This window comes from Desulfurispora sp. (genome assembly GCF_052744395.1).
On the sequence record NZ_JBRAJI010000053.1, the window covers coordinates 1 to 15,837 of the forward strand.

General features: G+C 59.3%; 19 protein-coding genes. 12 read left to right on the forward strand and 7 right to left on the reverse strand.

The features are described 5' to 3' along the window. The first annotated feature begins 83 nt into the window (after positions 1-83). Both ACUVTU_RS11795 and ACUVTU_RS11800 read left to right on the forward strand, forming a co-directional pair. Positions 84-344: a hypothetical protein gene (locus tag ACUVTU_RS11795; RefSeq protein WP_445890160.1), complete on the forward strand. Its 261-nt coding sequence runs from the start codon at positions 84-86 to the stop codon at positions 342-344. A gap of 47 nt (positions 345-391) precedes the next feature. Beyond that, on the forward strand, positions 392-838 hold the full coding sequence (locus tag ACUVTU_RS11800; RefSeq protein WP_445890161.1) for a DMT family transporter: 447 nt from the start codon (positions 392-394) through the stop codon (positions 836-838). A 3-nt stretch (positions 839-841) separates the two neighbouring features. Here ACUVTU_RS11800 and ACUVTU_RS11805 read toward each other — a convergent pair whose 3' ends face one another. Then, on the reverse strand, positions 842-1,489 hold the full coding sequence (locus tag ACUVTU_RS11805) for a L,D-transpeptidase family protein (RefSeq protein WP_445890162.1): 648 nt from the start codon (positions 1,487-1,489) through the stop codon (positions 842-844). Positions 1,490-1,718: 229 nt separating this feature from the next. Here ACUVTU_RS11805 and ACUVTU_RS11810 point away from each other — a divergent pair, with 229 nt between their 5' ends. After that, entirely contained in the window at positions 1,719-1,916 is a 198-nt protein-coding gene (locus tag ACUVTU_RS11810) for a DUF6485 family protein (protein WP_445890177.1), read from the forward strand. Between the two features lie 56 nt (positions 1,917-1,972). Here ACUVTU_RS11810 and ACUVTU_RS11815 read toward each other — a convergent pair whose 3' ends face one another. Further along, positions 1,973-2,125, reverse strand: a complete 153-nt coding sequence (locus ACUVTU_RS11815) for a DUF1540 domain-containing protein (RefSeq protein WP_445890163.1) — start codon at positions 2,123-2,125, stop codon at positions 1,973-1,975. Positions 2,126-2,242: 117 nt separating this feature from the next. On the opposite strand from ACUVTU_RS11815, the gene ispE reads away from it, so the two are divergent. The 3 genes from ispE to ACUVTU_RS11830 are packed head-to-tail and all read left to right on the forward strand — an operon-like array spanning position 2,243 to position 4,570. After that, positions 2,243-3,082 carry a 4-(cytidine 5'-diphospho)-2-C-methyl-D-erythritol kinase gene (gene ispE / locus ACUVTU_RS11820; protein WP_445890164.1) on the forward strand — a complete coding sequence of 280 codons (840 nt, stop codon included), beginning with the start codon at positions 2,243-2,245 and terminating at the stop codon, positions 3,080-3,082. Positions 3,083-3,134: 52 nt separating this feature from the next. Next, positions 3,135-3,818: a GntR family transcriptional regulator gene (locus ACUVTU_RS11825; RefSeq protein ID WP_445890165.1), complete on the forward strand. Its 684-nt coding sequence runs from the start codon at positions 3,135-3,137 to the stop codon at positions 3,816-3,818. Next, complete coding sequence (locus ACUVTU_RS11830) at positions 3,818-4,570, forward strand: nucleotidyltransferase family protein (protein WP_445890166.1); 753 nt, start codon at positions 3,818-3,820, stop codon at positions 4,568-4,570. The genes ACUVTU_RS11825 and ACUVTU_RS11830 overlap by 1 nt, the downstream gene beginning before the upstream one ends. A gap of 13 nt (positions 4,571-4,583) precedes the next feature. Here the strand turns inward: ACUVTU_RS11830 and ACUVTU_RS11835 are convergent, their stop codons facing one another. Next, the gene (locus tag ACUVTU_RS11835; RefSeq protein ID WP_445890167.1) at positions 4,584-4,745 is read right to left on the reverse strand and encodes a hypothetical protein; all 162 of its coding nucleotides are present in this window, start codon (positions 4,743-4,745) and stop codon (positions 4,584-4,586) included. Between the two features lie 207 nt (positions 4,746-4,952). Between ACUVTU_RS11835 and ilvA the strand changes: the two genes are divergently transcribed. Then, positions 4,953-6,185: a threonine ammonia-lyase gene (ilvA, locus tag ACUVTU_RS11840; protein ID WP_445890168.1), complete on the forward strand. Its 1,233-nt coding sequence runs from the start codon at positions 4,953-4,955 to the stop codon at positions 6,183-6,185. A 314-nt stretch (positions 6,186-6,499) separates the two neighbouring features. Beyond that, positions 6,500-6,787, forward strand: coding sequence for a septation regulator SpoVG (spoVG, locus tag ACUVTU_RS11845; RefSeq protein ID WP_018086122.1), 288 nt, complete (start codon positions 6,500-6,502; stop codon positions 6,785-6,787). A gap of 177 nt (positions 6,788-6,964) precedes the next feature. Here the strand turns inward: spoVG and ACUVTU_RS11850 are convergent, their stop codons facing one another. Both ACUVTU_RS11850 and ACUVTU_RS11855 read right to left on the reverse strand, forming a co-directional pair. Continuing rightward, positions 6,965-8,344: a methyl-accepting chemotaxis protein gene (locus tag ACUVTU_RS11850; RefSeq protein ID WP_445890169.1), complete on the reverse strand. Its 1,380-nt coding sequence runs from the start codon at positions 8,342-8,344 to the stop codon at positions 6,965-6,967. Further along, positions 8,283-9,458 (reverse strand): FUSC family protein, encoded by a 1,176-nt coding sequence (locus tag ACUVTU_RS11855; RefSeq protein WP_445890170.1) that lies wholly within the window; start codon positions 9,456-9,458, stop codon positions 8,283-8,285. Before ACUVTU_RS11855 ends, ACUVTU_RS11850 begins: the two co-directional genes overlap by 62 nt. Positions 9,459-9,869: 411 nt before the next feature. Between ACUVTU_RS11855 and glmU the strand changes: the two genes are divergently transcribed. The 3 genes from glmU to pth are packed head-to-tail and all read left to right on the forward strand — an operon-like array spanning position 9,870 to position 12,795. Further along, positions 9,870-11,243, forward strand: coding sequence for a bifunctional UDP-N-acetylglucosamine diphosphorylase/glucosamine-1-phosphate N-acetyltransferase GlmU (gene glmU / locus ACUVTU_RS11860; RefSeq protein WP_445890171.1), 1,374 nt, complete (start codon positions 9,870-9,872; stop codon positions 11,241-11,243). Positions 11,244-11,271: 28 nt separating this feature from the next. Then, the gene (locus ACUVTU_RS11865; RefSeq protein WP_445890172.1) at positions 11,272-12,216 is read left to right on the forward strand and encodes a ribose-phosphate diphosphokinase; all 945 of its coding nucleotides are present in this window, start codon (positions 11,272-11,274) and stop codon (positions 12,214-12,216) included. A 12-nt stretch (positions 12,217-12,228) separates the two neighbouring features. Further along, positions 12,229-12,795 (forward strand): aminoacyl-tRNA hydrolase, encoded by a 567-nt coding sequence (pth, locus tag ACUVTU_RS11870; protein ID WP_445890173.1) that lies wholly within the window; start codon positions 12,229-12,231, stop codon positions 12,793-12,795. Positions 12,796-12,974: 179 nt separating this feature from the next. Here pth and ACUVTU_RS11875 read toward each other — a convergent pair whose 3' ends face one another. Together ACUVTU_RS11875 and ACUVTU_RS11880 are read right to left on the reverse strand one after the other, a co-directional pair. Next, entirely contained in the window at positions 12,975-13,901 is a 927-nt protein-coding gene (locus ACUVTU_RS11875; protein ID WP_445890174.1) for a PRC-barrel domain-containing protein, read from the reverse strand. Between the two features lie 345 nt (positions 13,902-14,246). Then, positions 14,247-14,657, reverse strand: coding sequence for a hotdog fold thioesterase (locus tag ACUVTU_RS11880; protein WP_445890175.1), 411 nt, complete (start codon positions 14,655-14,657; stop codon positions 14,247-14,249). Between the two features lie 340 nt (positions 14,658-14,997). Here ACUVTU_RS11880 and cas6 point away from each other — a divergent pair, with 340 nt between their 5' ends. Next, entirely contained in the window at positions 14,998-15,768 is a 771-nt protein-coding gene (gene cas6, locus ACUVTU_RS11885) for a CRISPR-associated endoribonuclease Cas6 (RefSeq protein WP_445890176.1), read from the forward strand. Positions 15,769-15,837 lie beyond the last annotated feature (69 nt).

Here is a 15,837-nt window from a genome sequence, read left to right on the forward strand (position 1 = left end):
CGGCCCCGCGGGTAGCGCGGGCCGGGGTGGTGCTGTTTTACGCGGGTTAACGGCCCCCCCCGCCGGCCGCGCTCTGGGGGCTGTTGCCCAGCCTGTGGGGCGGCGGGCCGGGGGGAGAAGCCCGGGAGCGCCGGCCGGTGGCAGAGGCTCCTGCGGGGCGGGACAGGGCAGTTGGTACGGCAGGGCGGAGCCGGGAAAACGGCGGTGCGGTGGGGGAAAGCGGGACGGCAGCTGGTGCCGCCCGGTCCGAAACGGCGCCCGTCCGGCGGCCGGGCGGCAGAAACCGGGTGCTTTTTTGGGATCCCCGCCTGGCGGGTGAGACGGGTAATAATCGGCAGGGATAATGAGCAAACTACCCCCGGAAAAACTTTACCGGGGGTGTTTGTTTTTATTGATCGATAACTTGCCAGCCCTGCTCATTGCTGCTGCATCCGGCGTGCTGATGGCCTGGCAGGGTACTTTTAACGCCGTGCTGGGCAAGAAAATTGGCCTTTTGGAGACCACTTTAGTGGTGCATGTCACCGGTCTTGTGCTGGTCAGCCTGCTTTTGTTCGTCCTGCGGCTGGGCAGTGGCCGGTTGGCCCTGCTCTGCACCGCGCCCTGGTACACCCTGCTGGGCGGTGTACTGGGGGTGGGCATAGTTTACCTGGTGGCTTTAAGCATCCCCCGGGTGGGGGTGGCGCCGGCCACCACGGCCATTATTCTGGGCCAGGTGTTTACAGCCGGTCTGATCGACCATTTCGGTTTTTGCGGTGTGGACAGGCTGACCTTTTCCTGGTGCCGCATCGTGGGAACACTGCTCATGGCCCTGGGGGCGTACTTTTTGCTGCGCAAATAGGATTCAGGGCAGCCGGATTTGCTGTCCGGGATAGATTAAATGCGGGCTGGCCAGCTGGTTTAAAGCTAAGAGCTGCTCCAGTTTGACGCCGTAACGGCGGGCGATCAGCCAGAGTGTATCTCCCGGCCGGACCAGGTGATAGCGTTCGGCAGCAGGGGCGGCTGCCGGGGCGGGTTCGGGCAGGGAGCTATCCCGGGGTGGGGTGTCCGGGGGCGGCGCGGACTGTGGCGGGGCCGGAGGTAGGCCGGCGCCTGGCTGGGCCGGCTGCGGGTCAAGCGAAACTTTCTCCGGTGTATTGGTGCGCTCCTCGGCCACAATGAGCACCGGGGTACCCACGGGCACCCGGGGAAAGAGGGCCTCGATGTCCCGGTTGTGCATGCGGATGCACCCTTTGGAGGCCATGGTGCCGATGGAGGCCGGATTGTTGGTGCCGTGGATGCCGTAATTGCCTCCGGGGATGCTCAGCCCCATCCAGCGGCTGCCCAGCACACCGCCGGGATTGACCACCTTGTTCACGATCTTGTACTGGCCCGTGGGGGTGGGGGTAGAGGGTTTGCCCACGGCTACCGGGTAGGTGGCGGACAGGCGTCCGCCGGTAAAATATTGCAGTTGCCGGCTGCGGGTATTGATCAAAAGGTATGTGCCGCTCATACAATCATCTCCTGACAGGCAAGGTGTGTCCGGCAGATGGCCGGGCGTGCAGCACGTTTATTATATGTGCGGGCCGGTGGTCCGGTTACCGCTTGTCGGCGGTTTTATTTTCTGGTAAGATGCTGCATATGGATGAGAGTATGAACAGTTGACCAACTGGCTGGCGGAAAAGCCGGCTCCATGGAAAAAACTTTGTCTGGGAAGGTGATCCAGCGTGGCCGGTAAAGAAATGGTTTGCCGCCAGGAAAAAAACCTGGCCGGCTGCACCTGCACTTACAGTGCCTGCAACAAACGGGGCCTTTGCTGTGAATGTGTGGCCTACCACCGCAAGAACGGAGAGATACCGGGCTGCTTTTTCCCGCCCGCAGCCGAGCGGACCTACGACCGCTCCATCCAGGCGTTCATCCGCGCTCACAGCAAAGCGTAAAAGCGGCCCGGCTAAAGGGCCGCTTTTTGGCATATAGTAAGGGTGAGGCCCTGGGCTCAGGTGCGGGGCGCAAAGGTGTGGCAGGCGGTCTCATCACTGCAGGTGGGGCGTTTGGTGCGGCTGGACATCACTTCAATGCTTCCGGCGTGGCAGATGAAGTCGCGGTTGTGCTTGCATTCTTCCACTTTGCATTTGATCTGACCGGCCATATTGGCTCCCTCCTTTGAATAAATTTTGTTTCATAATTAGCCTTTACCGCCGGGGCGACCAGTATGCCGGCAGGTTTTTGCCGGCCGGCGGCCAATATTTACATCAGGAGAGAATCTATGCAGGTTACTGCCTTTGCCAAGATCAACCTGGGCCTGGCCGTGCTGGGATGCCGGGCCGACGGTTATCATGAAGTGGACATGGTCATGCAGGCCGTCAGCCTGGGCGATGTGCTCACCCTGGAGCTGGCGGAAACCATTTGTGTGGAGGTAAACTGCCCGGAACTGGCGGGCGGGCCGGACAACCTGGCCTACCGGGCCGCCGCCCTGCTGCAGAAGGTGACCGGTCAGCGCCGGGGGGTGCGCATATACATAGAAAAAAACATCCCCCTGGCGGCCGGGCTGGCCGGCGGTTCGGCCGACGCCGCGGCAGTGCTGCGGGGCCTGAACCAGCTCTGGGATCTGGGCCTTTCTTTGGGCGAACTGATGGAACTGGGCGCCGCCCTGGGGTCCGATGTGCCTTTTGGCCTGGTGGGAGGCACGGCCCGGGCCCGCGGCCGGGGCGAGGTGGTGGAGCCGCTGCCGGCGCTGGTTGGCCGGGGTGTGGTGCTGGTTAAACCGGCCTTTGGCGTGTCCACCCCCCGCGTTTACCGCCTGCACGACCAGTTGCCGCCCCGCCCGCCGGGCGAGCTGGCACCGCTGCTGGCGGCTCTGGAGCAGGGTGACTGGGCCGGTCTCTGTGCCGCCCTGGTCAACGACCTGGAGCGGGCCACCTTTACCCTGCACCCGGAGCTGGCCGCCATCAAGCAGGCGCTGCAGGAGGCCGGTGCGTCCGGTGTGCTCATGTCGGGCAGCGGCCCCACGGTGTTCGGCCTGTGCGCCGATGAGCCGGCGGCCCGGCGGGTGGCGGCCGGGCTGGACCTGGCAGGCTGCCGGGTGGATGTGGCGGTGACTTTGTAAAAATAAGGCCGGATATGTATATTTAACCTGAAAAACGGGGAGGTATGTACTGGTGACCGAACCCAGACTGGTGCCCATCAAACTGGACAATTACAAGCCGCTGCGCGAGATGGTCTTTGAATCGCTCCGGGAAGCCATTATCCAGGGGCGCCTTAAACCCGGCGAGCGGCTGATGGAGATACAGCTGGCCGAGGAAATGGGCGTCAGCCGCACGCCGGTACGGGAAGCCATCCGCAAGCTGGAGCTGGAAGGTTTTGTGGTGATGGTGCCGCGCAAAGGGGCCTATGTGGCGGGCATATCGGTGAAAGACATCGTGGACGTGTTTGAAGTGCGGGCGGCGCTGGAGGCGCTGGCGGCCGGGCTGGCCGCCGAGCGGGCCACCGAGGAGGAACTGGAGGAGCTGGAGCGCTCACTGGTACAGATTTCCGAGGTTACCGGCCGGGAAGACATCGACGCCCTGGTGGAAACCGACATCAATTTTCATGAATTGATCTACAGGGCCTGCCGCAATGAGCGCCTGGTGCAAATTCTGACCCATTTGAAAGAGCAAATCACCCGTTTTCGCACCACTTCACTGTCCCAGCCGGGGCGCTCCAAACACGCGGTGGAGGAACACCGCAAAATTGTGGAGGCCATCAGCGACCGCAATGTGGAACTGGCCAGCACTCTGGCCAGGGAGCATATTGAAAATGCCGAACAAAGTCTGTTAAATGTTCTGCAGGGGGAGAGCAATTGATGCTGTCTGCACTGGTGCTGGCCGGCAGTTTGAACCGGGGGCGGCTGAGAGAGTGCAGCCGTGAGCCCTACGAAGCCCTGATTTCCATTGGTGGTCGGAGCATGGTCACCTATGTGGTGCAGGCTCTTTTGAGCTGCTCCCGGGTAGACCGGGTACTGGTGGTGGGGCCCGAGATTGCTGACCTGCCCGGGAGAGTGGAAGTGGTGGCGCCGGCCGGCGACCTGCTGGACAATGTGGAAAAGGGAGTGCAGGTGCTGGGCGATGCCGCGCCGGTGCTCCTGGCCACCTGCGACATCCCCCTGCTCAGCGCCGGGGCGGTGGAGAACTTTCTGGACCTCTGCGGTCAGCGCCGGGCGGATGTTTATTATCCGGTAATCGAAAGGCAGCTCCTGGAAAGCCGCTATGCCGGAGTGGAAAGAACCTATGTGCACTTCAAAGAGGGGGATTATACTGGAGGGAATTTGCTCCTGTTCCATCCGGCCGTTCTGCCGCGTTGCCTGGAACGGGGCCGGCAGCTGGTAGCGGCGCGCAAAAGTCCGCTGCGCCTGGCCGGTCTGGTGGGCTGGGGATTTTTGCTGCGCTTTTTGCTGCGCCGGATCACGCTGCCCGAGGCCGAACGCAAGGTTTCGCAGCTTTTAGGAGTGCGGGGAGCAGTGGTGCTGTGCCGCGACCCGGAAGTGGGTGTGGATGTGGATAAGCCCAGCGATTTGCTGCTGGTGCGCCGGGTGCTCAGTCCCGGGCCGGTGAACTGACCCCCTGCTGTGACTACAGGCCGGGGGTGTATTTTTTCAGCCGGCTGACCTCGCGCCGGGAAGCTTCCACCCAGGTGCTGATGGTGATTTCCCGGGCCCGGCTATTTTTGGGCGGTCGGGAGAGGGACAGCCGGCAGGTTTGTTTTTGGGGGCTGAATTTGATGCGCAGAGCCATGGAGAGCCATACCTCCCGTGTTGCTGCAAAGATGGTTAACTTTTGCCTTTATTCGCTGCAGCGGGGGTTTTTCCTGCAGGGAATTGCAGGGAAAGGAGCCAGGCTTCCGGCCGAGTAAACCGGGCCCGGCAGCCTGGACCGGCGGGCGGGGAGGTATAACCGGTAAGCCGGCGAGGTAAACTGAAGAAAAAAGAGGAGGCCCCGGTCATGACTGCCAGGTCGGGCGAGGTTTCGCTGGAGAGCATTGTGGCGGCCCGGTTGCGCATGGGGAATGTGGTGGACAGGACCCCCCTGGACTATTCCACCACCCTGACGCGCCTTGCCGGCGTACACTGCTATTTAAAGCTGGAGAACCTCCAGAAAACGGGATCTTTCAAGATCCGCGGTGCTTACAACAAAATTGCTAGTCTGAGTGAAGAAGAAAAAGCCCGGGGGGTGCTGGCCGCTTCGGCCGGCAATCATGCCCAGGGGGTGGCCTGCGCGGCGGCGCGGGCGGGAATAAAAGCCACTATTGTGATGCCTCAGAATGCTCCCATCGCCAAAATTGTGGCCACCCGCTCCTACGGGGCGGAAGTGGTGCTGTACGGCCGGGGCTATGACGATGCCTACCAGCAGGCGCAGCGCCTCCAGCAGGAGAGCGGCGCGACTTTCATCCACGCTTTTGACGACCCGCTGATCATTGCCGGGCAGGGCACCTGCGCGCTGGAAATTCTGGAGCAGCTGCCCGATGTGGATGCGGTGGTGGTACCGGCCGGTGGGGGAGGCCTTTTAGCCGGTATCAGCACGGTGATCCGCGCGCTCCGGCCCCGGGCCAAAATCATCGGCGTGCAGGCAGCCGGGGCGCCGGCCATTTACCTTTCCTGCCGGGAAGGCGTCTGCCGGGCGGCGGAAAGAGCGGTCAGCTTTGCCGACGGCATCTGTGTACGCCAGCCGGGGGAACTGCCCGTGAGCATCATCTCCCGCCTGGCCGATGAGATCGTGCTGGTGGAGGAAGAGGAAATCGCCCGGGCCATATTGATTCTGTTGGAACGCTGCAAGGTGGTGGCCGAAGGGGCGGGAGCCGTGGGGGTGGCGGCTTTGCTGCAAGGCAAGGTGAATCTGGCGCCCGGCAGCAAGGTGGTAGTGGTGGTGAGCGGGGGCAATATCGATGTGAATATGCTGGCTGTGATCATCGAGCGGGGTTTGGTGGAGGCCGGCCGGCGCCTTTTCCTGCGCACGGTGCTGGAGGACCAGCCCGGTCAACTGCAGCATTTGCTGGCCCTGGTAGCCGAGCTCAAGGGCAACATCATTGCGGTGACCCACGACCGCACCACCGCCCGGGTGCCTTTAAAGCAGGCGGCGGTAGAACTGCAGGTGGAAACGCGGGATGCGGCCCATATAGAAGAAATTGTCGGCCGCCTGCGGGAACAGGGATATACCATTGAGAGGGTGGGCGGCTAAACCAAAACCGGTAACCGGCCGGCGGAAATTATATTGGCCGGGTGGAGATATGGGCTTGATGCAGAGGCCAGACTGGTTTGGCTGCTGGTTCGGGTGAGCAAAGTGGGCCTGGCGAGCAATGATGCGGCCCTGCCGGGGGACTCTGCAAGAGCGCCTTAAAACTCGATATATGTCGAAATATGTAGCAATAAAAGGAAACATTTTCTTAATGTAAATTGAAAAATTGGCAGGAATTTCCCCTTGGCATGGAGAAGACTTCCCACATCAAAACAACGAGCCATTTTGCAATTAAGGGAAGGTGGTGAAGCCAGGCCATGACTGTAACCGATGTGCGCGTGCGAAAGATCATTGCGGAGGGGAAAATGAAGGCCATTGTTTCGGTGACGCTGGACGATATGTTTGTCATCCACGATGTGAAGGTGGTGGAAGGCCAGAACGGGCTGTTTGTAGCCATGCCCAGCCGCAAGACTCCAGACGGGGAGTTTCGTGATATTGCCCACCCCATCACGGCTACGGCGCGGGAGATCATCCAGAACGCGGTGCTGCAGGCCTACGAGGCGGCCCTGAGCGAGCTGGAATACAGCAATGCCGCGGCGGTATAAGTGCGGGTTGTTTAATCGCAATGTGTGATGAAAGATTGCTGACAAGGCGTGTTTGGTCCCGGACGGCAAGGCCGGAACTTTGCAGCTGTGGAGTCATTTTAACTAGATAATTTTGCAAAAAATATTAAGGGAGCTCCGGGGAGCTCCCTTTGCTGTGTTTGGCTGCTGTATAACTTTTTACATTAACTGCAAATCTGCTCCCAATACGGCTATGGCCTTGCCGGTGGAATCCTTAATTGGCACGGCTACTGTCAGGCAGGGCTGGCGGGTGATGGCCGAAATATAAACAGGGGAGATATATTGTTCGCCCTGCATAGTTCTTTGCCACCATTCCCGCACCCTGGCGTTGGCCAGTCCGGCCGGAGGATGGGAAAAGATAAAGCGGCCCTGCGTGTCGTTGGACCAGATGGCTTCCATGGCGGCATTGCGCTCGGCCAGGGCGGTGAGCAGCTCGCGGTGGACGGACGGATTTGCTTCCTTAAGCCGCGGGTTCCGGGCCAGTTGCCCGAGCTGGCTTTGCAAATGCTCAATGGCCTGCCGGGCGTCCCGGTGCAGCCGGTATTCCAGCTGGCAGGTCTGGCTGACTTTGGTCAACTCTTCCGCCAGGCGGTCAATAAATTTACCTGCCGCCAGCACGGTTTCCATGTCCCGGCTGCGGCTGTCCAGCACGGCTGCCGTTTCTTGGAGCATGGCGCTGGTCTGGTTTAAAGCGGTGCGCATGGTTTCCTGGATTTGCTCATTAATCCGGGCGGTGCTGCCCACAATATCCTGTAACTGGCTTATGTCCGCGGCCAACTGGTTTTGCACATTGAGGTTCTGGCCAATGCTCTGTACTACTTGTGTGGCGTCCTGGCGGATGGTGGAGAGCAGGTTTTGCACATTTCTGGCCGCCCCGGCGGTAACCTCGGCCAAATGGCTGATTTCGGCCGCCACCACGCCAAAACCTAGCCCGTGTTGCCCGGCCCGCGCTGCCTCAATGGTGGCGTTCAGCGCCAGCAGGCGGATTTGTCCGGCGATGTGCCCGATGCTGGCCGCTACCTCCTGGACATTGGCTACGGTGGTCTGAAGCGCCCCGACCTGGTTTCCTAGAGCGCTGCCGGTGTGGATAATCTCCTCTGCCGCCAGGCCGAGTTGCTGCATTACCCTGTTGCTCTGTAGTCTATTATGTTCTGCCTGTTCAGAGCCCGCCAGTACTTTTGCTTCCGCCCGGCGCAGTCCCTCTGCTGCGGCCTGAATCTGCCGGAAAGACTGCATGATATCATCGCCCGCCGCCAGGCAGGAATTTACCTGCAGGGCAGCCGAACGCGTCTGCTGGGCGGAAAGCTGGATTTCCTTGGCCAGATGGCGGGTCTGTTCCACCAGCCGGTTCACTGCTACGGTTAAAGATCCGCCCGGATGGTGTGCTGTTCTGGCGGGCAGTTCAATGGTTTGCCAGTTGTTTACCTGGGCACCGATTTCCTGCAGCTGGCGGAAAAAAAGCTGCCTGTGCCGCCTGTTAAGCAGGACAGCGCCCGCCGCTGTGAGCAGAATGCCGGTAACAAGGCCGCTGAAAAACATTGCTCTCACCTCCGGTAACTGATAATTGCCATGTACTCGTCCGAGGCTGTTTGTAAAATTCCTTGATGCTGCGGCAGGCCCATTTCAGGTCGTTGGCCACCGTGGCAAAGTGCAGCAGGGCGTGTACAAAATCGCTGCCGCTTTTGTGGGTGTGCCATTGGTCTATGAGCAGGCTGAGTTCCAGCCATAAATCTTCGCTAACTGGGGGCGGGGTAAATGGTTTGTTATGAAAAAGCTGTTGCGCCAGCTGATGGTTTAGTTCCCGGAAAGTGTGCAGAGCATGGGCCAGCACTTTGAGCATCTGTTTGTACTCGGTGCTCAATGGCGGGTGGTCCTGGGCGACTCGCCAGCGCAGCCGCTGTTCAAGGGCAATGTAAATCTGGTTCGCCTTTTGCAAGAGGGTGCTGTTATAGTCCAGATACTTTTCCAGATAATACAAGCGGGAATTTATCCCGTCCATTTGCCGGCCGCCTGTTTCGCGGCATAAAGCCAGCAGGTTGCGGGCCGACTTAATCTGGCTTTCTAATGCCTGGTTTTGCTTGATTTGTTCAGCGTTTGTCGGGCGGGACAGGTGGATAAAATCGTTTATGGCGGCGCAGAAGAAACGGGCAACGTTTTTGTTCAGTTTTTCCAGTTGTTCTTCCAGCGTTTTGAGATGGTTGCCTGCCGGTATCAGGGCGTTGATAGCCATGGCGCAGGCCAGCCCGGCAAAAATTACATACGATCGTGTCAGAGCATGATGAATAAAATCATGTTGTGGAGAGCTGAGGATAAAAATTCCGCCTACCACGCCGATGGCCATGCTGCCGGCTATTTGCAGGCGCTGGCACAACCCGGCCGTCAGCATGGCTACCAGACCAATTACCGGTGGACTGTTGCCCAGTGTGTAGCCGCAGGCGATAGCTACTGCTGCGGCCAGAAAATGGGACAGCACTTGCTCGCGGGCGTTTTTAAAGGAACGGTAAATGGAAGGTTGAATATTGAGCAGAGCGCTGATGGCGGCAAATAGCGCGGGTTCCAGGTGGAAGAGCCGGCATAAAACCAGTACACCGGTTATGGCCAGCCCTGTTTTTAACAGGTATATATTGTTGGGTGTTGCCAGTGTTTTGTACATAACTTGCCCCCCTTACTCCGTTGGCGTTGTAAAACAGCAAAGGCGCTGCTTCAAGCAGCGCCTTTGCTGGGTAATATTTTGGTCAATATTTTTCTTTAGAGGCAAACCGGTAAATAAAGCAATAATTTTGTATGTATAGCATTATAGCACATCATAGCCAGGCGTCAATCCCGTTTCGGGAGTGTTGCCTGTTAAGGCTTTGTAAAATATTGCCGTGTGCAGGGACCAATCTTGTGCGCCGGGTTTTGCGGCTTTGCTGCGGGACGATAAAGATTAAATACAAACTATTAAGTATAATTTAAAAACCGCTTATAAAAAGGGAAAAGCAAAGTTATGTTGAATAAAAATGTTTGGTGTTGCAAAAAACTGTATGACAAGTGGTGTTTTTTGGGAAAAGAGAGGTATAAATAGATGACACTGGCGGCGGTGATACTGGCGGCCGGCAAGGGCACGCGCATGAAATCCGAACTGCCCAAGGTGCTGCACCCGCTGGGCGGGCAGCCCATGCTGGGGCATGTGCTGGATACTTTGGCGGCCTGCCGGGTGGAAAAAGTGGTGGTGGTGGCCGGCCACGGCCTGGAGCAGGTAGCCGCTTATGTGGACGGCCGGGCGCAGGTGGTCTGTCAGGAGCAGCAGCTGGGTACGGCGCACGCCCTGCTGATGGCCGAAAGCGCCCTGGAAGGCTATGCCGGCGATATTCTGGTGCTGTGCGGCGATACGCCGCTCCTCCGGCCCGGGACGCTGGAGCAGCTGGTGCGGGAGCACCGCCGGCAGCAGGCGGCGGCCACAGTTTTGACCGCACAGCTCGCCGATCCCACCGGCTACGGGCGGGTGATCCGGGAGGCCGACGGGCGGGTGAGCCGCATTGTGGAGCAAAAGGACGCCACGGCGGATGAGCTGGCGGTCAAGGAGATTAACACGGGCCTGTACTGTTTGCGCAGTACCGGCCTGTTTGCCGCCCTGAAAGAGATCCGGCCGCAGAATGCCCAGGGCGAGTATTATCTGACCGATATTATCGGCCTGTACGTGGGGCGGGGTGAGCGGGTGGCTGCGCTTACCTGTGCCGACCCGGCCGAGGTGGCCGGCATCAATGACCGCTGGCAGCTGGCGCAGGCCGAGCGGGTTTTTCGCCTGCGCCACCTGGAGGAACTGGCCAAAAGCGGCGTGACCGTGCTGGATCCCGAGCACACCTATATCGAGGTGGACGTGACTGTGGGGCCGGACACCGTGCTGCTGCCGGGCACGTACCTGGCCCGGGGTACCCGCATTGGCTGCGGCTGTACCATCGGCCCCCATACTTATTTGCGGGCGGCCGAGCTGGGTGACGGCGTGCAGGTGCGCTTTTCCGTGGTGGAGGAAAGCCGCTTGGAAAGCGGCTGTACGGTGGGTCCCTTTGCCTACATCCGGCCGGGCTGCTACCTGGCCGAGCAGGTTAAAGTAGGCGATTTTGTGGAGCTGAAAAAGGCTACCGTGGGGCCGGGCAGCAAGATTCCCCATTTGAGCTATATTGGTGATGCCACTTTGGGCAGCAGCGTAAACATTGGAGCCGGTACCATCACCTGCAATTACGACGGCAAGAACAAATGGCCCACGGTGGTTGAAGACGGGGCCTTTATCGGATCCAACACCAACCTGGTGGCGCCGGTGACCGTGGGAGCGGGCGCCGTGACCGGGGCCGGTTCCACCATTACCAAAGATGTGCCGGCCGGGGCGCTGGCCGTGGAAAGGGCCAAACAGAAAATTGTGCCCGACTGGAAGAAAAAAGGCGGGCAGGGCGGAGAATAAAGGCAGAACTTTTTGGAGGTAATTAAAAATGTCTTCTCGCAAGCGGCTGAAAATCTTCACCGGCAATGCCAACCCCGGACTGGCCGAGGAAATTGCCGGCTACCTGGGAGTAAGTGTGGGAGCGGCCAGAGTGACCCGTTTCAGCGACGGGGAGATCCAGGTGAAAATTAACGAGAGCGTGCGCGGGGCCGATGTTTTTATCATCCAGCCCACCTGCCAGCCGGTGAACGAAAACCTGATGGAACTGCTGGTTATGGTGGATGCGGTGCGGCGGGCTTCGGCACGGCGCATCACTGCCGTGCTGCCCTACTACGGCTATGCCCGGCAGGACCGCAAGACACGGGCCCGCGATCCCATTACGGCCAAGCTGGTGGCCAACCTGCTCACGGCCAGCGGGGCCCGGCGCGTGATCACCATGGACCTGCACGCCGGCCAGATCCAGGGCTTTTTTGACATTCCGGTGGACCACCTGCCCGGTGTGCCCATCCTGGCCCAGTACTTTTTGCAGAGCAAGATTGAAAATGTCACCGTGGTCTCGCCCGACCTGGGCGGCGTCACCCGGGCCCGGGATCTGGCCGAGCGCATTGGGGCGCCCATCGCCATTATCGACAAGCGGCGGCCCGAGCCCAATGTGGCCGAGATCATGAACATCATCGGCAATGTGCAGGGGCGCAATGTGATCCTGTGCGACGACATTATTGACACCGCCGGCACCATCACCCAGGGCGCGGCCGCCCTCAAGGAGCGGGGAGCCAACGATATTTACCTGTGCTGCACTCACCCCGTGCTGAGCGGGCCGGCCATCTCCCGCCTGGCCGAGGCGCCGGTAAAGGAGATCCTGGTCACCAACACCATCCCCCTGCCCGAGGAAAAGCTCATTCCCAAGATGAAGGTGCTGTCGGTGGCGCCGCTGCTGGGCGAGGCCATCATCCGCATCCACGAGGACTTAAGTGTGAGCAAGCTGTTTGATTAGGAGCTGGCGCCAATGCACATGATCGTCGGCCTGGGCAACCCGGGGGAAAAGTATGCCCGCACCCGGCACAACGCCGGCTTTATGGTGGTGGACGCCCTGGCCGGCGAGCTGGGGTCCCTGGCGTGGCGGGAAAAGTTCAAAGCTCTGACGGCAAAGGTGACAATAGCGGGCCGGCCGGTTTTGCTGGTCAAGCCGCAGACCTACATGAATTTGAGCGGCAGTGCCGTGGCGGCGCTGTTGCACTGGTATAAAATTGAGTTAAGTAATCTGCTGGTAATCTACGATGATCTGGATTTGCCGCCGGGCAAAATCCGCCTGCGCACCAGAGGCGGCAGCGGCGGACACAAAGGCATGGTTTCCATTATTGAGCTTTTGGGTACATCCGACTTTGCCCGCCTGCGCGTGGGCATTGGTCGCCCGCCGGTGGACAGTGAACAGGCGGTGATCGACTGGGTGCTGGGCGACTTCGCTCCGGAGGAACGGCCGCTCATGGAGGAGGCCATGTGCCGGGGTGCGGCGGCGGCGCGGACGGTGGTAGAGCAGGGTCTTCAGGTGGCCATGAATTTGTACAACCGTTAATGGACCGGAAGAAACTACCGGCTGCTTGCGGGCAGCGCTGCACGTATTGTGGCGGGCTGACCCGGAAGGCACAAAAACGACTCCGGAGGAAATCCTGCCGGAGTTTTTTTATGGGCTTTTGCCCTTTGCTCGCTCGCCCTGGAGACTGTCCGGTGAAGCTTATGCATAAGTTGCCAGATCTAATGGGCAGGCTTTGCGCCGTTGGCTGAGGAGACGGACGGGTTGCCCGGTGGAGCTGGTGCTGTGGTGTCAGTGGTTGCCGGGCCGGTTTGGTCCGGTTGGGGAGAGGACAATTTTTCAGCGGGTTGTTCTGCCGCGGATTGGACTATCTCTGCTTCTGACGGAGGCAGCTGGATCGGTGACTGTTCGCGGGCGGCATCTGGTAGCGCGCAGTCCGGGCAATGGCAGGTGTTTTCCGGTGCAGGGCTTTCCGCCGCTGTTTCCGCCGGGGGGTGGGGGACCTTGCGTGCTGGATAAAGGCGGCGCGCTTTTTCCAGTGACTTTTCCAGGCTGCTGCCCAGGCGATAGGAAGCCTGGCGGGTGCTCTCCCAGAGCCGGCCGCCGCTTTCCCGCCACTGCTGCAGGTTTTCCGCCAGCCCGCCGTCAATTTTAATCATGTTTTCCCGCGCTTCCTCCCGGCAGATAATCAGGCGGGGGCCGATGGTTTCCACCAGATTGCTGTCCAGAAAGGCGCGGCCTTTTAAAAGGCCGCCCAGCTGGCCGCCGGAAACCTCCAGCCCCACAATCTGGCCGGTTTTCACATCCACATAATATTCCTCCACCCGGCCCAGCACCTGGCCGCCGGGGGTGAGCAGACGGCTGCCGGTAAGCGTTACCCGCTCTTTCAATAGTTGCATGATTTCGGGCAGGCTGGTGCCCTTTTCCACATTGCTGCTGCGGTGGATGGTAATGGCATCGTCACCCACACTGTGGATGCGCTGGTAGGGGATGAAGCGCTGCTCTTTGCGCCAGGCGCCGGTTTCTATGATCAGGGCGGCCACCGCCCGGGCGGACGGGTTGATTACCAGGTCTTTTACCGTGCCAATCTGTTTGCCCTCCGCCAGGCTGACCACGGGCAGGCCAGGAAACTGCTTGCTCTTGCGCATGGGGTTCACCTCCCTGGGTTTTGGCGGCCGGGGTAATCAAATGCAGTCCGGCCTGGGTATGGTCTGGCCGGGTTTCCCGGCTGGATTTTGGGGCCGGTCTTACTGTTATTTATGCACAGGGCCGGCAAAATATGATCATAATCTCCCGGACCAAATATCAAGCCCCGCCTGGATCAAAGGCGGGACAGGGCGTTGCTTTTAGGTAATAACCGGATGCTTTTTCGGCGATTCCAGGGAGGCTTGCTGCCGGGCCAGAGTTTACATCCGGGATGATTTTCCTCCCGTGGCCCTGGCGAGGCCGGCATAGCGGCCGGGGAGTGGCCGGCCTGTGGAGCGGTCAGCGGTTCATTGCCCGAAAGAAGCCAGTTCCACAATGGCCATGGTGCAGCGCGAGACGCAGATCAGCTTTTCCTGCTCGTCAGTGATTTTAATCTCCCAGACCATGGTGCTGCGCCCTTTGTGCAGCGGTATGGCCCGCGCCCGCACTGTGCCCGAACGCTTGGGGCGGATATGGTTGGCATTGATCTCCAGTCCCACGGCGGCCTGGCGGGAGGGATCGCAGTTCAGGTAGGCGCCAATGGAGGCGGCTGACTCGGCCAGCACCACCGAGGCGCCGCCGTGCAGGATGCCAAAGGGCTGGTGGGTGCGCTCGTCCACGGGCATGGTCAGCACCACTTCTTCGGGCGTGGCTTTCTCAATTTCAATGCCCAGGGATTTGTGGATGGTTTTTTCGTGGTTCAAAGTAAGGGTGGACATAAAAACAGCTCCTTGGAAAATGATTATAGGTTATACAGGTAATTATAGCTTTAATTGGCCTTTGGCTAAAAGAGAAATTTGGATGAACAGGAAGGAATTAAATGTTTGGCAACAGCTTTATGGTTGAATTTGTTATAATACAAATATGAATTCGTGTGCGGTTAATGCCAAAAGAATGTCGTCAGACCACATGTTGTGTATTATAGGTTTAACCAGGGTGAAATACATTATATACAATATGTTGTTTATCCAGTATCATGAATAATCTATATTTTGTGTTTTGGAACGCTAACCGAACACGAATGGTGCCCTGTACAGTTTAAATGGAGGGATATTAAATATGCACGCCTATATTGCCATGCGCCCGGTTCCGGGGCCGGCCGTGCCGCTAAAATATAACTATTTGATTCAGTCGGCTATTTACTCCGCCCTGCCCCCCGAGCTGGCCGAGCACTTGCACGAGCAGGGCTATGAAGCCGGCGGACGCCGGTATAAAATGTTTACCTTCTCCCGCCTGCTGGGTCGCTATGTGCTGGACCGGGAGGCCCGTACCATTAGCTTTTCTGAAAAAGTAACTCTGGTGGTCAGTTCGCCCAATATCAAGTTTTTTCACTATTTGATTAACAATTTGCTCACCAGAAACCACTTGCGTTTGGGTGAGGCCAGGCTAGCCATTGAGCACGTGCGTTTTTCCGAGCAGGTGGTGGAGGAGGAGACACTGGTAGTGCGCACCCTTTCGCCGGTGGTGGCCTACAGCACTTTGTTGCGACCGGAAGGCGGCAAGTACACCTGTTATTACCAGCCGGGAGAAAAAGAGTTTGAGCGCATTGTTTCAGCCAACCTGGCGAAAAAATATGCTGCCTACCATGGACAGACAGCGCCAGAAGGATTGGTGCAGGTGCGGGTGCTGGACCGGCCCCGGCTGCATGTAATGGACTACAAGGGTTCGGTGGTGAAGGGATACACCGGCCGCCTGCGGCTTATCGGTCCGCGGGAACTTTTGCAGATAGCCCTGGACGCCGGACTGGGCAGTAAAAATGCCCAGGGTTTTGGTTGTGTGGAGAAGGTGGCAGGGAGAGGAGAAAATCATATGGGGGGAACGGTGTCTTAGTTGCTTGTGGGAAATGGCCGTGTATAATTTCAGTAGGTGGCAGCAAGGAAATGTCCCCCTGAAAATAGA